General features: G+C 36.2%; 22 protein-coding genes and 1 pseudogene. 18 read left to right on the forward strand and 5 right to left on the reverse strand.

Annotated features, from left to right (window positions below; translation table 11 throughout):
* Window positions 1–190: 190 nt before the first annotated feature.
* The 13 genes from V7147_RS13965 (at window position 191) to V7147_RS14025 (ending at window position 13,051) form a co-directional block, all read left to right on the forward strand.
* Complete coding sequence (locus V7147_RS13965; protein ID WP_335368461.1) at window positions 191–1,144, forward strand: DMT family transporter; 954 nt, start codon at window positions 191–193, stop codon at window positions 1,142–1,144.
* A 41-nt stretch (window positions 1,145–1,185) separates the two neighbouring features.
* A complete protein-coding gene (locus V7147_RS13970; protein ID WP_335368462.1) occupies window positions 1,186–1,686 on the forward strand; it encodes a DUF1456 family protein in 501 nt (166 codons plus the stop codon).
* Window positions 1,687–1,738: 52 nt separating this feature from the next.
* Window positions 1,739–3,544 (forward strand): SEC-C metal-binding domain-containing protein, encoded by a 1,806-nt coding sequence (locus tag V7147_RS13975; protein WP_335368463.1) that lies wholly within the window; start codon window positions 1,739–1,741, stop codon window positions 3,542–3,544.
* Between the two features lie 191 nt (window positions 3,545–3,735).
* On the forward strand, window positions 3,736–4,482 hold the full coding sequence (locus V7147_RS13980; RefSeq protein WP_335368495.1) for a helix-turn-helix transcriptional regulator: 747 nt from the start codon (window positions 3,736–3,738) through the stop codon (window positions 4,480–4,482).
* A gap of 430 nt (window positions 4,483–4,912) precedes the next feature.
* Window positions 4,913–6,280, forward strand: a complete 1,368-nt coding sequence (locus tag V7147_RS13985; RefSeq protein WP_335368464.1) for an MFS transporter — start codon at window positions 4,913–4,915, stop codon at window positions 6,278–6,280.
* Window positions 6,281–6,350: 70 nt separating this feature from the next.
* A complete protein-coding gene (locus tag V7147_RS13990) occupies window positions 6,351–7,196 on the forward strand; it encodes a creatininase family protein (RefSeq protein ID WP_335368465.1) in 846 nt (281 codons plus the stop codon).
* A gap of 243 nt (window positions 7,197–7,439) precedes the next feature.
* Window positions 7,440–8,147: a nucleotidyltransferase domain-containing protein gene (locus V7147_RS13995; RefSeq protein ID WP_335368466.1), complete on the forward strand. Its 708-nt coding sequence runs from the start codon at window positions 7,440–7,442 to the stop codon at window positions 8,145–8,147.
* Window positions 8,148–8,302: 155 nt separating this feature from the next.
* Entirely contained in the window at window positions 8,303–8,428 is a 126-nt protein-coding gene (locus V7147_RS14000; RefSeq protein ID WP_335368467.1) for a hypothetical protein, read from the forward strand.
* Between the two features lie 315 nt (window positions 8,429–8,743).
* On the forward strand, window positions 8,744–10,318 hold the full coding sequence (locus V7147_RS14005; RefSeq protein WP_335368468.1) for a spore germination protein: 1,575 nt from the start codon (window positions 8,744–8,746) through the stop codon (window positions 10,316–10,318).
* A gap of 5 nt (window positions 10,319–10,323) precedes the next feature.
* Complete coding sequence (locus V7147_RS14010; protein WP_335368496.1) at window positions 10,324–11,514, forward strand: Ger(x)C family spore germination protein; 1,191 nt, start codon at window positions 10,324–10,326, stop codon at window positions 11,512–11,514.
* On the forward strand, window positions 11,511–11,732 hold the full coding sequence (locus V7147_RS14015) for a hypothetical protein (RefSeq protein ID WP_335368469.1): 222 nt from the start codon (window positions 11,511–11,513) through the stop codon (window positions 11,730–11,732). The genes V7147_RS14010 and V7147_RS14015 overlap by 4 nt, the downstream gene beginning before the upstream one ends.
* 32 nt (window positions 11,733–11,764) lie before the next feature.
* A complete protein-coding gene (locus V7147_RS14020; protein WP_335368470.1) occupies window positions 11,765–12,865 on the forward strand; it encodes a GerAB/ArcD/ProY family transporter in 1,101 nt (366 codons plus the stop codon).
* 63 nt (window positions 12,866–12,928) lie between these two features.
* Window positions 12,929–13,051: a hypothetical protein gene (locus V7147_RS14025; protein ID WP_335368471.1), complete on the forward strand. Its 123-nt coding sequence runs from the start codon at window positions 12,929–12,931 to the stop codon at window positions 13,049–13,051.
* A gap of 707 nt (window positions 13,052–13,758) precedes the next feature.
* On the opposite strand, the gene V7147_RS14030 is transcribed toward V7147_RS14025, so the two are convergent.
* From V7147_RS14030 to V7147_RS14045, 4 genes and pseudogenes are all read right to left on the reverse strand, one after another.
* Complete coding sequence (locus tag V7147_RS14030) at window positions 13,759–13,866, reverse strand: YjcZ family sporulation protein (RefSeq protein ID WP_438824595.1); 108 nt, start codon at window positions 13,864–13,866, stop codon at window positions 13,759–13,761.
* 197 nt (window positions 13,867–14,063) lie between these two features.
* Window positions 14,064–14,573, reverse strand: a complete 510-nt coding sequence (locus V7147_RS14035) for a hypothetical protein (RefSeq protein ID WP_335368472.1) — start codon at window positions 14,571–14,573, stop codon at window positions 14,064–14,066.
* A gap of 25 nt (window positions 14,574–14,598) precedes the next feature.
* Window positions 14,599–15,102, reverse strand: coding sequence for a hypothetical protein (locus V7147_RS14040; protein ID WP_335368473.1), 504 nt, complete (start codon window positions 15,100–15,102; stop codon window positions 14,599–14,601).
* A gap of 754 nt (window positions 15,103–15,856) precedes the next feature.
* Window positions 15,857–16,243, reverse strand: a pseudogene (locus V7147_RS14045) (YmaF family protein).
* Window positions 16,244–16,489: 246 nt separating this feature from the next.
* On the opposite strand from V7147_RS14045, the gene V7147_RS14050 reads away from it, so the two are divergent.
* Entirely contained in the window at window positions 16,490–16,828 is a 339-nt protein-coding gene (locus V7147_RS14050) for a YmaF family protein (protein ID WP_335368474.1), read from the forward strand.
* Between the two features lie 265 nt (window positions 16,829–17,093).
* Here the strand turns inward: V7147_RS14050 and V7147_RS14055 are convergent, their stop codons facing one another.
* The gene (locus tag V7147_RS14055; protein WP_335368475.1) at window positions 17,094–17,207 is read right to left on the reverse strand and encodes a YjcZ family sporulation protein; all 114 of its coding nucleotides are present in this window, start codon (window positions 17,205–17,207) and stop codon (window positions 17,094–17,096) included.
* 264 nt (window positions 17,208–17,471) lie between these two features.
* Here V7147_RS14055 and V7147_RS14060 point away from each other — a divergent pair, with 264 nt between their 5' ends.
* The 4 genes from V7147_RS14060 to V7147_RS14070 all read left to right on the forward strand — a co-directional run bounded on the left by V7147_RS14060 (window position 17,472) and on the right by V7147_RS14070 (window position 20,730).
* Window positions 17,472–17,669, forward strand: coding sequence for a hypothetical protein (locus tag V7147_RS14060; RefSeq protein ID WP_335368476.1), 198 nt, complete (start codon window positions 17,472–17,474; stop codon window positions 17,667–17,669).
* Between the two features lie 100 nt (window positions 17,670–17,769).
* Complete coding sequence (locus tag V7147_RS25235) at window positions 17,770–17,832, forward strand: YjcZ family sporulation protein (protein WP_438824597.1); 63 nt, start codon at window positions 17,770–17,772, stop codon at window positions 17,830–17,832.
* A gap of 735 nt (window positions 17,833–18,567) precedes the next feature.
* The gene (locus V7147_RS14065) at window positions 18,568–19,434 is read left to right on the forward strand and encodes a MurR/RpiR family transcriptional regulator (RefSeq protein WP_335368477.1); all 867 of its coding nucleotides are present in this window, start codon (window positions 18,568–18,570) and stop codon (window positions 19,432–19,434) included.
* A gap of 240 nt (window positions 19,435–19,674) precedes the next feature.
* Complete coding sequence (locus V7147_RS14070; RefSeq protein WP_335368478.1) at window positions 19,675–20,730, forward strand: DctP family TRAP transporter solute-binding subunit; 1,056 nt, start codon at window positions 19,675–19,677, stop codon at window positions 20,728–20,730.
* Window positions 20,731–20,755: the final 25 nt, after the last annotated feature.

The raw sequence follows: 20,755 nt of genomic DNA on the forward strand, positions 1-20,755 counted from the left end.
ATTACACCACACTGTTTGCAAGGCATTTTTTATCCGTGCAGTACTTTCTGTTACAAAAAAATCGAGGGGTGCCAGACACTCTTACAATACGATGTTCCCATTGCACTCCGACAATACAATCATTGCAAAAATCCTGACAAGGCAAATATGATATACTTATTTGTTGAATGATTTTTTAGGAGTTGACACCATGAGATGGATTTTTCAGAAGAAATGGTCAGTTATCGGGATTGCGATTTTTTGTTCGCTTTTGTGGGGGAGCGCCTTTCCTGTTCTAAAGGTGAGTTATGAGGAACTACAAATGTCGCCCGATGATATAATAGCTAAGATTGTATTTGCCGGGATCCGCTTTTTACTTGCGGGTTTGCTCGTCTTGGGATTTTTATTACTTATAAAGCCTCAAAGAATATTGGTTTCGAAAAGGAGTTTTCTTATTCTCCTTTTACTAGGTGTGATTCAAACAGCCCTGCAATACTTTTTCTTCTATAACGGATTGGCAAAAGTGTCAGGTATGCAGGGGGCCATTTTATCGACGGTTGGGACTTTTTTCACCGTTATCCTAGCACATTACTATTATAAAAATGATAGATTAACATGGAAGAAATCTATTGGGCTACTTGCTGGTTTTGCTGGAATTGTGGTAGCTAACTGGGGACAAGAGCTTCAGCTGAGTTTTCAGTGGGATGGAGAAGGATATATGATTTTAGCGGGACTCACTGGTGCGATTGCAACAATTATGGCCAAGGAACTGACAACTGGAATTGATCCATTTGCCATTACGGGATGGCAGTTGAGTCTTGGTGGACTTGTCATGCTTATTATCGGTTTACCGATGATGCATACAGGATCAATCACCTTTACACCAGTTGGATGGGGACTATTAATATACTCCGCTGTACTATCGGCTGTTGCGTTTGGTCTCTGGTATTCGTTGTTAAAATATAATCATGCAGGTGAAATTACCATTTATAAGTTTATTGTACCGGTTTCTGGAACGATACTGTCGGCAATTTTCATACCAGGTGAAAAATTGAATCTGTTTATTCTAGTGGCTATTGCCATGGTTGCGATCGGTATTATTGTTTTGAATTATCGTGGAAAAGGGAATAAAGCAAATAAGGCAGCCAAAAGAAATGCTGCATGACCAGTAAAGGTACTACTATTTGAAAAAAGGGAGCTTAAATAATGGATAATAACGATATTTTAATTCGGTTGAGATATGCATTGGAAATAAAAAATAAAGAAGTGGCAGAGATATTTAAACTTGGTGGCGAGGAGGTAACAGTACCAGAGGTTGTAAAGATTCTCACAAAGACATACGATGACGATGATTATGAGAATGAAGATCAAATAAAATGTACTCACAGTATGTTAGACTCATTTTTAAATGGGCTTATTATTTACAAAAGAGGGAAACAAGAGCCGAAACCAGGACAGCCTAATTCACCAGAACCTACTCTAAAGACAAGTGGAAACGTGAATAATCTCCTTTTAAAGAAAGTCAAAATCGCATTGGCTTTAACGACTGAGGATATGCTAGATATTTTTGATCATGCAGGGCTAAGGGTAACAAAGGGAGAACTAGGTGCTTTATTACGAAAAGAAGGGCATAAGAACTATAAAGAATGCGGAGATAATTTCGCCCGAAACTTCTTAAAAGGGCTAGCTATCAAATACAGGGGATAATGCCAAAATAGATCCCGTTTATATTTTAATTAAAACAGAAAGAGGAATATGAATGACAGTTGGAAGAAATGATCTTTGTCCTTGTGGGAGCGGGAAAAAGTATAAAAAATGTTGTATGAAAAAGAACAACGTCTTGCAGTTACGAGAATTTAAAGTAGAGCAATTTTATCAACAAAAGCTTAGGCTAGTGAATCAACTCGGTGACTTTATCAATGAGAAAGTTTCAGGAAACCTTTATTACCGATTGAAATCAGAATTTAAAGATAGGGTAAAATTGAAGTCTGATAAGGACCTAGGAGGACTATTAAACTTTTGGCTCTATTTTTTCTACCGTTATGAAAATGGTATGCGTGGGATTGAATGGTTTTTAACAGAAAAAGGGCAGCGACTCTCAGAAGAAGAGCTAGTAATGGCTAAAAGATGGGCCGGGCTTAGACCGAAGCTTGTTCAAGCTATTGACAAAACGGATTCCCAGGTTGTTTTTCTAGATTTTTTTACAAAAGAAAAATATCTAGTATCTGCCCATCATGAAAATATTCCATTCCTTACTCCTTGGTACAGTACGTTGGCTTTACTTGAACCACTTGAAGACCAATTTTATTTTAATGGTGTTAGAACTATGGCAAGTCCAAATGGATTTCATAAAGCGACAACTTTAGTGCAAAAACTAATGAAGCAAACAGGATTGGATCACGAACAAGTATTTATTGAGTACTATCCTGAATTACTTCAAGCGTTACGAGATGAAAGAGAAGAGGATTTAGGTGAAAAGGAATTCGTTCAATATAATTATAAATTTCTACTTAGTGATAAGGTTCTAGGGGAGAATTTCTTATATAACGAAGAATGTTTTACGATTGATACTTGGGAGGATTCTTATAAAAAGCTAGTTTGGTTGGATAATATCCAAATTTATACAGATAGTGAATTAGACGGGGAGATTCATATTGGGGAAGTTCTAGCCAGCATAGAACTTAAAAATAAATCCTTAACCTTAGTCTCCAGCAGCCTAAAAGTTGTTAACCAATTTTTAAGAAAATTGGTGAAGGCGAGAGGGGCCTTTCAGTTGGAAGATGATCAGGAAGAACGAATTACTTTACCGTTAAATGCTGATGTGACACAACTATCATTTTCTCTTGAAAAGGGTGTTTCAGAATATTTTACGATAATTGCACATAATAAATGGCATTTACAAATAGATGAGCCGATTCCAATGCTTGGTGATTTGTCTTTAAGGCAATTAGTTGAAAAAGGAAAGGAAGATTTAGCTGAAGTTTGGTTGAAACAATCGGAATATAATTTATACCTGCAACTTTATCAACAATATGGAAAAGTAGAGGTCACGGCTGATTTTAATACGGTAAGAAGAGAATTAGGCTTGGAGCTTTCACCTTTTGTTACAGGTGGAAAGCAGCGTCAATCAAAACTTCTTCCGGTACTTCATAAGGACCAACGTAAAACGGTTATTTTGGAACAGGACATACTGATTTATGAAAACTTAGGTTTTACTCCGGAAACGATTGATAACTTCTATACAAAAGACCTAATTGAATTTTATAAAGAAAAAACTATTGGGATGTCTGAAAGCACACAAAGGAAATACCAAAATAGTCTTTACGATATAAGAGAAGTTTTGGAAAGAAGCTCAGTAACGAATTGGGATGAGTGTGATTTTTCCTTCTGGCAAGAGCTTGTTATAAATGGGATATATGAAATAAATGATAGAGTAAGTAAAACAAAGCTAAAAGACATGGTTTCTACGGTAAAAGCATTAACAAAATGGTTGGAGAAAGAAAAGAAGTTTCAACATGCTCAACAAATTGCTACGCTTGGAAGGGAAACTGAAATGATAAAGTAAATTAGACCTTTGTGTAAAATTAAGGACTGCCTTCCATAGAAGATTGATGAACGATAAAGCTTGAAAATGAATGGAACTCACCAGCACCCCATGTGCTGTCAAATATACACGGCACATGGGGTGTGTATTTCCAAACTCATGATAAAAGAAGTCAACTAAGCCAATTAGGGTGAGGTGATGGGAAAGTGAACATGGAAGGCTCAAAATTTCAACTATCAAATGATTTAATGAAAAATAAAACAAAACACGAAACAATCGAATTTGGCCATAAATACAGGGAAGAATTGTTGCAATATATTCGAAAAGGGAACCAGAAATATATTGCTCAATATGTCAATGAATTTAATGAGTTACTAAGACAAGATACTTTTGATATTATGAAAAGAATTCCAAGGAATCAATTACGTGCTTTTAAAAACATATTGTTATCACATAATACGCTGTACAGCTATTCAGCAGAAAAAGGTGGCCTGAGTTCATGGCAATCTCATTTTTTGTCTGAAAAATACGCAATTATGGTTGAGAACGCCAAGTCAATCTCGGAGCTAGAAGAGATTCATAAAAGAATGTTAGAGGAGTACTCAGATCCCTCTATTCGGTTTGCAACACTTGAAAAAGCAACAATTGCAGAGAAAGTTGAGCATTTTATAAGAATGAACTTTTCAGAGGATATATCTGTTGAGGAAATATCAAAAAAACTGCATGTACATCCTTCCCATTTGATGCGTTCATTCAAACAGGAAAAAGGAATGACAATCAGCCATTTTCGTAATTTGATAAGGATTGAGGAAGCAAAGGATCTTTTAGCCAATTCTAATCTTTCCTTAATCGAAATCACCTTTATTGTAGGTTTTAAAAATCAACAGTACTTTTCTCGTGTTTTTAAAGAGGCAGAAGGCGTAACCCCCAAAGAGTATAAACGAAATAATAATAAGTGAAGCATTTAATCAAACAAAAAAAATTGATTAAATGCTTTTTTCTTATCAAATGCAACTATAGAGAAAAGGATGCTAAATTTGTGCACTTAGCGATGACACTGGGGGAGAGATTGGTTTGAGTCTGTCGATGATGAATGGTATAAGGAACTATAATATATATAGGCTACAAATGTTAAATAAGTAACCGATTCTCCATTTTTGGGGGAATCGGCTTTGCTTATTTTTTTATTAATTCTATTATAACGCCGGTTTTTTCATAAAAATTCCTGCAATTTTACTATAAAAACATGCAATTGTAGTGCAAAAGACTTTTTGGTATTGGATGTATACTTACATTAAGTTTTAGTTGAAGCGTTTACAACTACAACTAAAACGGAAAATATTAATTTTTCAACTGAATTGTAAACGGTTAAAAAGGGGAGAGGCATTCATGAAAAAATTTGGAGTAAGAGACCAAATTGGTTATGCACTTGGAGATATTGGAGGAAGTTTCGTTAACTTATATATAGGCGGGTTTTTCTTAATCTTTTGTACGTATGTATTAGGTGTAAGCCCATACTTCATGGGGAATATGTTTTTAATAGGTAAAGTCTTTGATGCTATTTGTAATGTGATTATGGGAACTCTTCCAGATCGTTGGAAATTAGGGAAATCTGGAAATAAGTTCTTGCCTTATATTAATATTTCGAAATGGATATTAGCAGCTGCTTGTTTATTAGCTTTTGCCGATGTATCTAGTTGGGGAACAACAGCCATTCATATTTGGGTAGTATTCGTTTATTTATTCTTCTGTGTTGCTTATACAGCTGATTCTATCCCTTATGGATCACTTGCATCCGTGATTACAAATGATCCTGTAGAACGCACAAAGTTGTCTCGTGCTCGTGCTATTGGCGGTATGGTCGTTGGTCTTGGATTCCTATCTTTCGTTCCAATGTTTATCTATGATAAATCTGGCACTGTAGTTCCAGCAGCGTTTTTCCAAATCTCTATAGTGTTTAGTATTTTATCGGTATTAGCTTATACAGGACTCGTAAGATTAACAACGGAGCGTATTCGTGATGAAAAGGGTGCAGGAAAAAACTCCGATTATCGTTTTAATGAAGCATTTAAAGCAGCGATTAAAAATAGACCGTTAATCGGTATGATGGTTGCATCGATAGGCTCACTTCTTATCATAAATGGTGTAAACCAATTAGCTCCAATTGTCTTTGCAGAACGTTATCATATGCCGGGTGCATTCGCTATTAATTCTTTCATTAACATTGGAATCACACTTGTGTTATTCACAATTGTTCCTAAATTGGTTGAAAAGTTTAATAAAAGAAATTTAGTTATTGCGACTGCCATCTTCAGTCTAATTGCAACACTATTAATTACATTAGTTACAATTGAAAATGTATATGTGTTCATGGCTCTATATAACCTTGCTTTAATCGGTTCATCTGTCTTCATTATGGTTGTTTGGGCACTTGTAACAGATTGTATTGACTACGCAGAACTGCAAACGGGGAAACATTATGAAGGAACAATTTATGCCCTATATTCCTTTGCACGTAAAGTAGGGATGGGATTAGGTGCTGCGATTGGAAGTTACGCTTTAGGCTGGGTTGGTTTCGTTTCTGGAGCAAAATCTCAATCACCTGAAGTAGCACAAGGGGTATTAAAAATGTACACTGGTATGCCGATTGCAGCATTCATTCTCATTTTAATCGGTGTAGGTTTAATCTATAACCTAAATTCAAAGAAAACAAATGAAATGTATGCAACATTAAAGGAAAGAAGAGCTGCGAACTAATAAAATTTCACAAAGGACTTTCACAAGAAAGTTCTTTGTTTTTTTAAATATGAAATGGAGATGATAGATTATGAGAACGCGATTTTTATCAAAATGTACAAATGGTGAAGTTGAAGAGTATTTAAAACAAAATGATTTAATTTTTGTGCCAGTCGGTGTTACGGAAACTCATGGAGCACTCCCTCTTGATGCAGAAACTGTTTTAGCTGAAGCTATTGCATTAAAAATGGCGGAAGCAACAAACGGACTTGTTCTTCACAATCTCCCATATTTCTTTGCTGGCGGGACAGCAATGGCTCGTGGAACGGTTAATATAAGTGTAAAAGATGGTATGAGCTATTTAAACAGCCTTGCAAAATCACTTTTAAAACAAGGCTTTAGAAGACAAGTGTATGTAACATGTCACGGTCCTGCTCACATAACACTAAGCGGAATGGTTCGTGATTTCTTTGAAGAAACAAAGGTCCCAATTCTTTATATGGATATGGTGAAAGTATTTGAAGTTGTTGAAGATTTAAGTTATTCATTTATGGAAAAGTTTAACGATATGAGTGTCGGTGCTTATAAAATCCTTGGAAGGCTAGAAGATGTACCATTGAATGTACCCGAATCAAGTTCGGTAACCTATGATGTACAAAGCATGTTTGCTGGCATGGGTAAAAACCCAGGTAACCAACTCGGAAAATATGCCTTACAATCAGGGGCCATTGGTTCCTACTTTGATAAAGCATCCGATCACTTAGTAACACCTCTTCTAACATCAGAAGAAGAACGTGAAAAAATTGCTCAGTCAGGAGTACTTGCACTTGAAGAACTTATTGAAAAATTAGATATGCCAACGGTGGTAGACCTTGTTCGAAAAACAGATGAGTATACTCAAAACGAAAGTCTTCAAAAATACGGTGAATGGTTATAATTTTGGAAAAAACGAGAATTTATTTTCTCGTTTTTTTAATGAAGAAATATAATTATGAAAAAACGTTTATTAAGGTCACTGTATTGAGTTACACAACGCTTGTAGCAACTGGGATGATAACCCAGAAATAGGTTGGACCTGTGACCGTGGAAATATCGAAAAAGGGAATTATTTTACAGATAGCTCCTTACGCTATTGAACACTAATCATTTAGGTGAATATCCTGTATGGGAGGTGTTTTATATGAGAGACTCGATCAAGCGAATAGCTCAACAGTTCATCGTTTCCCACTTTCCTGAATCGGATATAGTCTGGGTAGGCGGAAGTGCTGTTACTGGAAATTTAACATCAGAATCGGATATTGACTTAGTAATAATTGATGAAACAGAAACACCAAGACTTGAATGTTATCACTTTCTTGGGTGGAAAATAGAAGCATTTATTCATACAGCTTTTTCTCTAGAGTTTGAATTTCAAACAGCTAGATATAGAGGGATGCCTACCATCATTAAGATGTGTGCCGAAGGTCTACTTATAGAAGATAAAAAGGGGCATGGAAAGGAAATCCAAAGAGAGGCAAAAATACTTTATGAACAGGGTCCGGAACTTTGGGATGAGGACAAAATAAATGAAGCAAGGTATCAAATTACAGATTTTTTGTCAGACTTTAGAAGTTCGGACGACTTTGGAGAAAGTCTATTTATTTTAAATAAGTTAATAAATACGTTAACTGAACTGATTTTAAGGGCAGATGGCAATTGGGTTGGTGAAGGAAAGTGGGTCGTTCGAAGCTTTACATCATATGATAAAGATTTGTGTGATAATCTAGTTGAATATACAAAAACATACATGAATACAAATGATAAAACTGAACTAATTTCATTCATTCAATCTACACTTGAGAATTATGGTGGGGAATTGTTTGTTGGTTATAAAGGATTCTTTTTGTAGATGAAAAATTACTTATGTACGAAGTAATAGTAATGTAAATACCCATACTCATTGTAATTTTTGTTAGTTTTTTAGATTTCTCCATGTTTGTACCTGTCCCCGAGCGCCTCTGTGGCATAACCTACATTATCATTCAATAAAGGAGGAGTTTTTTTATGCCATTCTTCGTAGGAGGTCCTCGTTTCGGTTTCCGTCGAGGTCGCTTTTTTGGTCCTCGCTTTGGTTTTCGTCGTGGTTTTGGTCCTGGTTTTGGTTTTCGCCGTGGCCCATTTTTCTTTTAATGGGTTGTCACTTTTCTTTTGATAATTGTTAGATGTTTTATTACTAATGGCGGTGTTTAAAATACTCTCTCCATAAAAATTCCATAACTACTAAGCCAAGTGGAGTGTGTATCAAAGCTTGTTCTGAACTAAGGAAAAATAAGTATTCGGTCCAGTTGCAAAACTGGGCTTTTTGTATGCAAACTTTTAGGGGTTTTATTGATTTGCATGATAAAAATTCGTCATACTTCTAAGAATCTATAAATTGGAACAACAGCATAATCTTTACACAATGTGCAAAGAATACAATTAAAACGTACCAAGGAGAACCAATTCATGAAATTGTCGGGGATATTGAAAAGGAAAGACAATTTTCGAAATCAATTGAATGAATCGTTGGATACATTACCGAATATCCCTCTACATTCGGAGTTAAATCAAAATATAGAAGTACTAAAAACAATATATAAAGATTGCTCTGATGTGGTATTTCGTGAATTTAGTATCGGCAGAAGCATTAATGCGGTTCTTCTTTACATAGATGGTCTTTCAAATACTGAAGAGGTTGATCAGCATGTGCTTATGCCACTTATGCAGATGAAAAACCATGAACATGGTGCAATATTTGAAAAAATAAAACAGGAAATATCGGTTTCCGATATTAAGGATGTTTACTCGATTACTGATATTTTTAAACAAATTTCGAATGGCAACTCGATTATTTTAATTGAAAAAGAAACAAAAGGAATTTCCATTGGGTTACCCAACTGGGAAAAACGCAGCATTATGGAACCAGACGCAGAACCAGTCATTCGCGGACCAAGAGAAGGTTTTATTGAAACATTAAGAGTAAACACCTCCCTTTTACGGAGAAAAATTCGTCATCCGTTATTAAAGATGAAACAAATAGATATTGGCCGTTACACAGAAACACCAGTCATCGTTGCTTATATCGAAGGAATTGCGGACAGCACTTTAGTTGATGAAGTGACAAGCAGGCTAAAGCGAATTAAGATTGATGGCATTTTAGAAAGTGGATATATTGAGGAAATGATTGTAGATCACCCGTTTTCTCCTTTCTCACAAGTTTTAACAACGGAACGGCCGGATGTAGCAGGAGCCTGCCTTTTGGAAGGGCGTGTTGTTATCTTGATTGACGGCACCCCTATTACATTAATTGCGCCTTGCACGTTCGCTAGTCTGATGCAGGCACCTGAAGATTACTATAACCCGTTTTACATCAGTACCTTGATTCGTTGGATGCGATATATATTCTTTTTTATCGCCTTGCTCGCACCATCAGCATATGTGGCGATCTTAACGTTTCACCAAGAAATGCTTCCAACCACACTGCTCTTAACCATTGCTCAAAGCCGCGAACAAATCCCTTTTCCGGCACTGATTGAGGCGTTTATCATGGAAGTCACTTTTGAGGCACTAAGGGAAGCTGGTGTGAGATTACCAAAACAGGTTGGCGCTGCCGTTAGTATTGTCGGAGCCCTGGTCATCGGACAAGCAGCGACTGCTTCAGGACTGGTCTCATCACCGATGGTCATGGTCGTTGCCATTACAGGTGTGGCATCGTTTTTAATGCCAAGATATGCGACCGGCATATCGATTCGTATCCTGCGGTTTCCCATCATGATTCTTGCAGGAATGTTTGGTTTATTAGGTGTTATGCTCGGTATTACCGCAATTGTCGCACATATGTGTACCCTAAAGTCTTTTGGTGTACCATATTTCAATTCGACAGCACCGCTTAAGATTCAAAATTTAAAGGATGTCCTCATTCGAGCCCCGTGGTGGGCCATGGATACACGACCTGAGTTTTTTTCAAACGATGCAAGTAACTTAGAGCGTCAGTCCAGTAACCTAAAGCCTGGTCCAAGCAAAGGTGGAGACGAAAGTTGAGTTGTATGAACAGACCTATTAAGAAGGTTATGACTTTAATGCTTCTGCTTTCCTTGAACTCGATTTTCCTAACGGGATGTTGGGACCGCACTGAGGTGAATGATTTAGCTCTCATTTTGGCAGCAGGGATCGATAAGGGCGAAAAAAACAATATCGAATTATCGGCTCAAATATATATCCCTGGAGGATCACAAGGCGGACAACAATCCGGGATGTCCAGCGGTTCCAGCAGCAATCAGTCATTTGTTAGGTCAGCTGAAGGAGAAACCATTGCTGATGCGATGGCACGACTCCAGGAAGAACTGACAAGGCAGGTTTTTTGGGGGCAAAATGAGGTGCTCATTATTGGTGAAAAATTAGCAAAGGCAGGGATAAGTGAACAAATTGATTTTTGGTTGCGGCACTCTGAACCTCGCATACGTGCCGATGTTTTTGTTTCAAAAGGAAGGGCTAAAACTGTCCTAGGGGCCATACCTGAATTGGAAAGAGACGCCGCAAAACAACTACGTAAAATCGTAAAAACACATATAGGTGTAAAAGTAACAGTAAAGGATTTATCGCAGATGCTATCGGGTGAATCAGCTCCAGCCGTACTTCCTTGGGTCGAAGAACTTCCACCCTCACGAATGGATTCAAAGAAAAAAGAAATCCCAATCATTAATGGAGTAGCCATTTTTAAGGAAGGAAAAATGGTAGGAAGATTAGATGATAAAGAAACAAGGGGGATTCTTTGGCCGAGAAATGAGATTAAATCAGGTGTGATTACGATTGCTTTTGAAGACGAAGATGGCTATATCTCCTTAAATTTAATAAGAAGCCATACTGAGTTGATCCCCTCCATAAAGGATGGTAAATGGAGTATGCACATCAAAACAAATGCAGATCTTGAAGTTATACAAAATACGACAAAAGTAAACTTATTCAATCCCAAGGTCATAAAAAAAGCTGAGCAAAAGGTTAAAGATGAGATTGAAGAAAGAGAACGTTTAGCTTTTTCGAAAGTTCAGGAAAAGTTAAATGCTGATATTTTCGGATTTGCTGATGAATTTCAGAGAAAATATCCACAAATATGGAAGCAAAAAAAAGACGGATGGAATGAAACTTTCCCGGAAGTGGTCGTTTCTTTTGAAACGAAGGTAAAGATCGAAAGAACCGGTTTGGCAACTGGACAACGTCAAAGAGGTGTTGAACAATGAAAATTGGAGTGATAGTAGGGGTAACAGTTATATTGGGGCTTATTTTTTTATGCCAATGGCCCAAGTTGAAGGAAAATGAAAGAAAAGTAAAAATGGTCTTTTTTTCGTTGATGTTGTTTAACTGGGTTCTTGCTGTTTTGCTTGTTAACTTTCCAGAAATGCCGGGACCTGGGCAATTAATAGATTTCATCTATAAGTCATTTGAACCCTTTTGGTAAATAGACTCCTTTTAGAAAAGGAATGAACAAACATGATTGAAAAAGGTAGAATTTCCTACTTAGAGTTATCCCTCATTATGTATTCAACAATTGTAGCCACGTCCATACTTTACATTCCATATGTCACAGCACAGCAGGCAAAGCGTGATTTGTGGTTATCTCCCATATGGGGCTCTTTGAGCGGCTTTCTCATCGTCATAATTATTGTAAAGCTTTCTAAGCAATATCCAGGGAAAACACTAATCGAATATTGTGAACTTATTCTTGGTCGGACCTTAGGCAAAATCATCGCGTTCATTTACTTGTTTTTTTTATTACACGATACTGCTATCGCATTTAGGGAATACGGTGAGTTCATTGAAAGTGCTTTTTTGCATAAAACGCCAATCATTTTTGTTACTGGTAGTATTGCTCTTTCTTGCGCGATTGCTGTCCACGGGGGCATTGAAACGATTGGAAGATGTGCTACGATCTTTATGCCGGTTGTATTAGCTCTTTATATTCTAATTTATGTCTTTCTAATTCCGGATTTAAATGTAAAAAATTTGTTTCCAATCATGCAGGATGGGGTCATGCCATCCATTAAAGGATCCATTGCACCACATGCCTGGTTAAGTCAATTTTCATTGATGTCATTCCTGATTCCGTTTTTAACGAAACAAGAACAGGTTTTGAAATGGGGAATGTTTTCTGTCGTTGCCAGTGTCTTAACCATGGTATTTATTAATCTTGGGAATCTTTTATTATTTGGAGGAATTCTTTCTAATCTACATTTCCCTGTGTTTGAGGCTGCAAGATATATAAGTATCGGTTCTTTTTTTGAACATATTGAGTCAATCGTCATCGCCTTTTGGGCTCTTGGTGGATTTGTACAGCTTTCTGCCTTTTTTTATATGCTAGTGCTTGGTACTTCACAGTGGTTAACACTGCCTAGTTATAAACCGTTTATATTACCAATTGGTTTTTTAATTATTCTCTTTTCAGTCTGGTCAATCCCCACATTTGAGGATATGATACGAGGAATGGGTACAACTGTGCCCTTTTATTTCTTAACGGTTCAGTTACTCATTCCTATTTTACTTCTAGGTGTTGCTGTCATACGTCGGAAGAAATCGAAAACGTTCCTGCCGTAATAGTTGAGATAACTATTCAATAAGTCTTACATAATTTTTTAGATAGAAGGAGTACTAGGATAGATGAACACTTTATCAACAGCTTTTGTAAAGAGCGGAAAAGTAAAACTACCTGCTACTGTAAGACCAACTATCGATCCTATATACGGGAAACAATACTACGGCATTTTGAAAAAAGTAAAGTAGACAATTAAAGGAATCTATCCAGTGTATGAAGCGAATTACACTAGGGATCAGGTCCTTCTTTTTTATGTTTCTGTTATAAGAGTTCACTGGATAATGGCATTAATGAAATGGGGTATAGAAACAATAAAAATTATTTAGATAGCTCTCCTGCTTATAGGCTTAGACACAAAGTTGCATGTGAAAAATTGAAAGTATAGTTCTATAATCAACATAAAAATTTTAGGCTGTTTTCGTAAACTTTGTTGTTTTTGTATATGATTGTGCGAAGGGAAATAGTAATTATTGGCCTCCCTGTGATTTCAGCGGATGGTACGAGACTCCTGCGGGAATAGCGAGCCAAGCGAGACCCCGCAGTGAAGCGAGGAGGCTTGCGGATCGCCCGCGGAAAGCGAGTACCAGGAGCGGAAATCACCCTATGTTGTAAAAGCAACAATCTTTTAGAAATGAGCCAAATTTTAAGAGGAACCGTTATAGATTAAAATTTTGGTCAAGTAATTAAAAGCATTTAAAGGAGCTAGACTGTTTTCCCATACAATGTTGCTATAAGTGTTGTGTAATTATAGAAAATAAAAAACGAGGCAAGGCAACCGCATAATTGATGCCGTTGCCTTGTATTGCACAAACCATAAATGGGTTAGGAAGAGAAGCACAATAACACACTTCTCCTTTATAGAATTTTGATTCAGTTGTTTCCGAAATAGGGGTGATTAGTATCCACCGCCCACAAATGCAGTGCCAACAATAATCAGCAGTATGAAAAGTACAACAATTAATGCAAATCCTGCACCCATACCGTATCCGCCACCGTAGCCCATAGAAGCACCTCCTTTTTCGAAGATAACATAGTCTATGAATCAACATAATGATCCGACAGGGACAGGTGTGGAAATTAGCAACAAATTAATTGTACAACTTCAATTCTTATGTTAGGTTTATTAATTGCAAAAAAAGGGCTCCTACATTCATTTGAATTGTGAATAATGCAGTTGATAGCAATTTAATATTTTAACAGCTACATTGGTAAAGTTGATGAGGACTTTACTTCCAATTGTAAGGACTGTAGCGATTCTTTTCCGAAGAAGGCAAGCGATTTTTTGGATATTTCAATTAACATTTCATCATTTTTCATTAACATCTCCCGTATACGCCTTATTAATAGGAGAGCATCTTCTCCATTAATTTGATTAGCTACACGTTCAAGTAGCACTTTTGCATCTACAGAATATTTGTGAGCAAAGCTATGACACATGATCATATTCTTCCGAAGGGCATCAGAGTATTCGCTTGTAAAAGCCCGGCGAATACACCCCCGGATTCCGGCGTAACCATACGATATTTCAGAAACTGCTCGATAAAAAAGTACCATTCCATCTGCATGACTTGACTCCGGATGTAAGCGCAGCTCACTGACTAATGAGACTAGATGTCGTACAACCACCTTAGCTGACTCTGTTGAGTTCCACCACTCTAACAAACGATGTTGATCATCTGCATTCATACCTAGCGTTTGTGTATAAGGCATTTTTTCCCCCCCATTCTGTATCCTTTTATAGTCGTGGAATCGCTTGAACGTTCTGGATCCGTTCGCGAATGATTTCCCAGTCAGGGCCAAGGAGTTCTTGCCCCAGTCTGATGGCTTCCTTAATCCTAATGGAGATTTGACTATTTAAATATCGACTTTGCTGGACTAGGTATAATACATTTGAAGATGCCTCTTGAACAGCAAGTTCAAAATTAGGATTTAATTGTTTTTCACTAATCCGTAATGTATCAAGATCAAACACCAGCATTTCTTTTGCAATGGGAATCCGTTCTCCTTTAAGAAGACGACGAATGGTTCCTTGTGCAGCATCGAATCCATAACCGATATCCGCTACAGAAGCATGATATGGATTAAGTCCAGGTGCAGTACGTATGGATGGAATCGATCGAAATCCCGTGGTAATGGAGCATACCACTTCTTTAGCAGCCATTCCTTGTTCTAAAGCAGAATATATGGCATTTAGATAATAGTCTCTATCGGAGCTCAATTCCATATAGGTAGCTGTCATTCAGACATCCCTCACTTTTATGCCTAATTTTTGCATTTAATTGAATTTAATAGAGAAAAATTTGGTCATCGCTCTATATCTAAATTGTCAAAAAATAAGGCTGTTTTCGTAAACTTTGTTGTTTTTGTATATGATTGTGCGAAAGGAAATAGTAATTATTGGCCTCCCTGTGATTTCAGCGGATGGTACGAGACTCCTGCGGATCGCCCGCGGAAAGCGAGTACCAGGAGCGGAAATCACCCTATGTTTTAAAAGCAACAATCTTTTAGAAGTGAGCAAAAATAAAAAATGCTCCAATTTACAAAAGTAATGGAGCGTAAATGTTAAGCAATCTTTTGAAAATATTTTTAAGGAAAACAGAAATCCTTTCAAACTAACTTAAATATAGCAACTGAAATTACAGAAGAGTTTAATTCAGATATTTTAGGGGCCAAACATGGTAGATAATAAGTAATTAATATAGCGTTAATCAGGGATTCTTGTTGAATTTATTGAACTTAAGGAGCAGGATCGTTTAGGTTATTAAAGTAACGTGTTAATCCATGAAGGATTAATGCACCTAGTAGTTGAAGTTATCCAACTAACGTAAGCAGGTTAGGCGATAGATTGAAGGACAATTATTCAAAAATAAAAAAAGAATATTGTAGGGTATAAGAAATGTTAAATATTTTACACAGAGGAGAGGTGTGGCATATCTCCTTAGATTTAAAGTATTGTAACGTAGTGACTGTCATCCAAAAATCATAAAAATTGTTTAATCACTTGGACTTGTCTTGCCGCTATATTTATGTGAATGAGGATGAGAGCCGTTTACAGTGGTTACGCCATGAAATTTGTGGTAATGTCCTCCTTCAGGCAATGGGACAGCTGGGCCTGTGACTCCTCTAATTTCATGTTTATGGCCATCATTGAAGGAAGTAACCGTAAAATAATGATGGGTATGAGGTACTCCAGTAGGGGCTGGTTCGGTTCTTCCAGCATATCGGTGTTCATGTCCAGCATTAAAAGAGGTTACTCCAGAGAAATGATGTCTATGAACAGGTTTACCATCCCATGAAGTAAGATATAAAACATGTGAATGTTCGCCATCTCGATTTGGACTAGATGATTAGACAATATAACCTGTAACCGGTATTTCCATAAGTTATTTCCACCTTTCATTTTGTAATTTCAGAGACAAATAATTTCCAAATTAACGATTCTTCACAAGATGCATATGGTAAATTTTTAATTTTAGACCAATGGTTTCCAAAATCTTAGAAGAGAAGGTTGATTACTTTTTAAAAATCAATTTATATTCAAAACATATTTTGCTAATTAACAAATATCATAGTAAAAAGTTGTAGTAAAAGAGGGGAGACCCTTAAACTTCAGAAGGAGTGAGTAAATGGCTAAGGTAGGAAAAGATGATTTTGTAAAAGGGTTAGTACCACACCATAACCATGGATCTGTTGATTATACAGGTCTTAGTGCAGGTCATGTCCATCAGTGCTTAGATGTGACTTCTCCTCCAATACCTATACAAGATGGCGGACATATTCATTATACGGAAGGATATGTATTATTTGAGAATGGTCATAACCATCATTATAAGGCTTATTCTGGACCGCCGATTCCAGTTGGAAATGGTATGCACGTACATTATTATGATTTTTATACAACTGAAAATGATGGACATCGACACCGTGTAAAAGGTGTTGACCAACCTGCTCCAGGCACTAAATAGATGAGTTTAAATATAGTAATAAAAAACAATAACCAACCTAACTTTTGATAGGTTGGTTATTTATTTTTGTTCAGCAAGATAAATAGGTTTAATTAAACCATCATTGCTCGATTGACTGAGAAGAAAAGTTAAATTTTTATTGTAACCCTCTCATTATAATAGCCATATCTTTAAGAAGGGAGCACTTGGTGACTGTGCTCCCTAAAGGTGTTCAGTTATGAAAGGTGATGGTTTACTAATAAAACGCAGAATTGAAAAGTTAATATTAGTATCCTCCGCTAACAAATGAAGTTCCTACAATAATTAATAGGATGAAGAGAACTACAATTAAAACAAATTCTGAACCGCCGCTGTGACCGCCATGATCCCAAGACATCATACATTCCCTCCTTTACTTAAGAGATAATTTCATATTAATAAATTTTATGATGATACGAAATGGACAAGTGTGGATTTTTAAAACAATTAAATGTTTGTCCATATCCATTAGTTTTCTTCTACATAAATTAGATTATAAGGTAGTTTCATTCAAGCCTTTAAACTCTAAAGGGGGAGGGATTTGAAACTCTTTTACACTAATTGTTGTGTTGTTCAGGTTCTATCCTTTTGTTTAATTGATGTAAAGAAAGGAGAGTGAAAAGCCATGCATCCTTTAATGAGATATAGAGGAGAACCAGTTGAGGTAAGAACTCGTGATGGTAGAACATTTAGAGGAACGATAGACGGGGATCCACCTCGTGGAGGATTTTTTTTACGTTCCTCCTTTGGTAGAAGAAGATTCATTCCATTTTTTGCAGTTGTTTTCGTTTTCTCATTCCGTTTTAGAAGACGGATATTTTGAGAATAGGCTTGTAGCCTAAAGTCAATGGGGTAGACTTAATCTACCCCATAATGTTGTAGAATATACTTTTCTATTAATTTAAAGCTAAGAGTTCAATCGGGTGGTTAGTGTTGTTTTGTTCATTCTTTTAATTATTGTTGATGCTTCTTATAGGGGTTACTAAGTGAAACAGGGGGAATGCTCTCTCGTTATTCCAATATTTTCTACCCTGATAATAAGGAAAACACTGAAACCCATCAAGATATCTAATAAGTCCAATTAAAGAGAAAAGAGGTTGATTCCCTAGCATAAGTATAGAATCAACTTCTTTCCTTTTATATTAATATACCATTTCTTTATACATGCAGACCAAAGCATGTAAAAAGATGATTTCCTTATGTAAAAGATAACAGACAAGTATATAAAGAACCACTTCAAAAAAAATTAGGGTATTGCTGTAGTAAAAAGTTATTTTAAAAAATCAAAGATTGATAAAACATAAAACCCCTTTCATTGAGACAGGAGAGGATATCCCTTTTCAACCATAATAATATATAAAATCATTTATCATTATTTCCGTTAGACAAGAGTCTGGACGGCTTTTTTTTGTTTTTTATATTCATTCACAATACCCTTCTCGCAACACATAAATCACAATTCTCGAGTTACTAACTAATAATTTCCAATTCAAGTATAATAGGCTCAAAAGAAGAAGGGGAGGATTCGAAGAGTTTCTTAAGCATATAGAAGAACTTTATCAAACTTATGAAAAAGAAGTAAGATGACAAAATAGGCAATTAATACAGTCAATTTAATAACTACTTATAAATACGATAATCTTTTACTAGTTAAACAGGAAACCTATATAGTAAAATAACAATTAAATACACAAAAATTTTTAATTTTCAGGAGGTAAGTAATGACTGAACTAAATGTAAATGCTAATCCAGGATATTTCGCAAGGTTAAATGTGGCAATGCCCAAACTTCGTGATTCCGAAAAGAAGATTGTAGAATTTATTGAAAATAATCAGGAAGAAATTATCCACCTTTCAATTACAGAGGTTGCAGAGCGCAGTGAAACGAGCGAATCTTCTGTTGTCCGCTTATGTAAACGTTTGGGATATAAAGGATTCCAAGATATGAAAATTAATTTAGCTAAAGAAGTTATTGAGCCAGTTAAACAAATTCACGAAGTAATTGAAAAAGGCGATAATGTAAAGTTGATTAAAAAGAAAGTATTTCAATCTAATATTCAAGCATTATACGATTCATCCGAAGTATGTAGCGATGAACAATTGGAAAAAGCAGTAGAAGTCATCAAGAATGCTAGGAGCTTGGAATTCTATGGAACAGGTGGATCCGGGACAGTCGCGCTAGATGCGCAACATAAACTTTTAAAGCTTGGTATTAAATCTTTCGCATATATTGACTCCACTCTTCAAGCGATGTCTGCAAGTATGCTTGCGAGTGAAGATGTGGTAATTGGAATTTCCCATACTGGATCTAATACAGAAGTCCTTAACTCTATGAAAATTGCGAAAAATGCTGGAGCTACATTGATATGTATTACGAATTCCTCAAAATCACCAATTACTACTATTTCAGATATCGTATTACAAACTGCGTCAAATGAAACTTTGTTTCGTACAGATGCAATCGCATCTAGAATTGCGCAATTAACAATTATCGATATTCTAGTGGCGGCAGTAGCAAATGCAAAGTATGAATTTTATTATGAAAACTTACAAAAAACAAGAAAATCTACTACTGATAAAAAGTTATAAAAAATTAAATTATTCCCCTTTGTAGAAAATTTTAATTTTTTTGAATTTTATCTTGAAGGAAATTACCACCATGTGTTATTCTAATTTCAACACCTACAGAGATAAAAAAGGAGGTATTTTCTTCGGAAAGTAAAGAAAGCGTTATCAATTATCGGAATATTGCACCATGGCGTAAGATTCAGAATGCGGAATGTCTGCTTTATGAAAAAAAATTTCACTGAATGGAAAAAGGGGGATAATATGAAAAGATTAATCGTTTTCCTGATCATGGCTGTATTAACATTTGGTTTAGTAGCATGCGGTAGTAACAGTGGTAGTAGTAGCGCTGGAGGTAGTGCGAAAAGTGGTGGAGAAAAAGCTGAAAAAGTTAAACTTAAGATTTCAACTCCAGACCCAGATAGTGCATCAGTTACATTGGCTGCAAAAGAATTAGCAAAAATCATTGGAGAAAAAAGTAATGGGGAAATTGAGGTAACAGTACATCCAAATGGTACCCTTTATGGCGGTGATCCATCTGGTGCAGTAAAGCAGCTCGGTGCAGGGGGATTAGACATGCTTGTTCTTTCCACTTCCCTATATGCAAATTTTGATTCAAGGTTTAATGCAATCAGTATTCCTTACTTATTTGATAATAAAGAACAATTCACAGAATTTCTAAATAGTGATCTCGGAAAACAGTTATTAGATTCTACTTCTGAACTAGATATTAAAGGTCTTGGGTATTGGGCACGTGATTTTAGACAGATTTCAAACTCTGTAAGACCAATTACCCAACCGCAAGATTTAGAAGGTGTAAAGCTGCGCGTACCTAATAATCCGCTATGGGTTGAGTTCTTCAAAGAAGCTGGTACGGTAACAACTCCAATGGATTTTAGTGAGGTGTATAATGCGCTTCAACTAAAAACAATACATGGACAAGAGAACCCAATTGGGGTCATTTTGTCAGCAAAAATTTATGAAGTACAAGAGTATTTAACAATTTCAAACCATATGGCAGATGGTTGGCTTGTTGGGATGAATCAAGCGAAATTTGATGGGCTAACAGACAAACATAAACAAATCATTGCTGACTCTGTCGAAGAAATTCAAACTTGGTTAACGGATTACGATGCAAAAGAAGCAGAAACCGCAATCAAGCAAATGGAGGATGCGGGAGTTAAGGTCAATGAGCTTACAAGTGAACAACAGCAGCAATTTGTAGAGCTTTCAAAGAAAGCGTATCCAACATTCAAAGGGTTAGTAAAAGATGACCAATTCTTCTCCGATATCCTAGAAATGGTTGGTAAGAGTGAATAGGTAACCCACTATTCTTTAAATTACC

Origin of the sequence: Bacillus sp. JJ1521, from assembly GCF_036965165.1 — a bacterium.
In the GTDB taxonomy this organism is placed as follows: Bacteria; Bacillota; Bacilli; order Bacillales; family Bacillaceae_L; genus Ferdinandcohnia.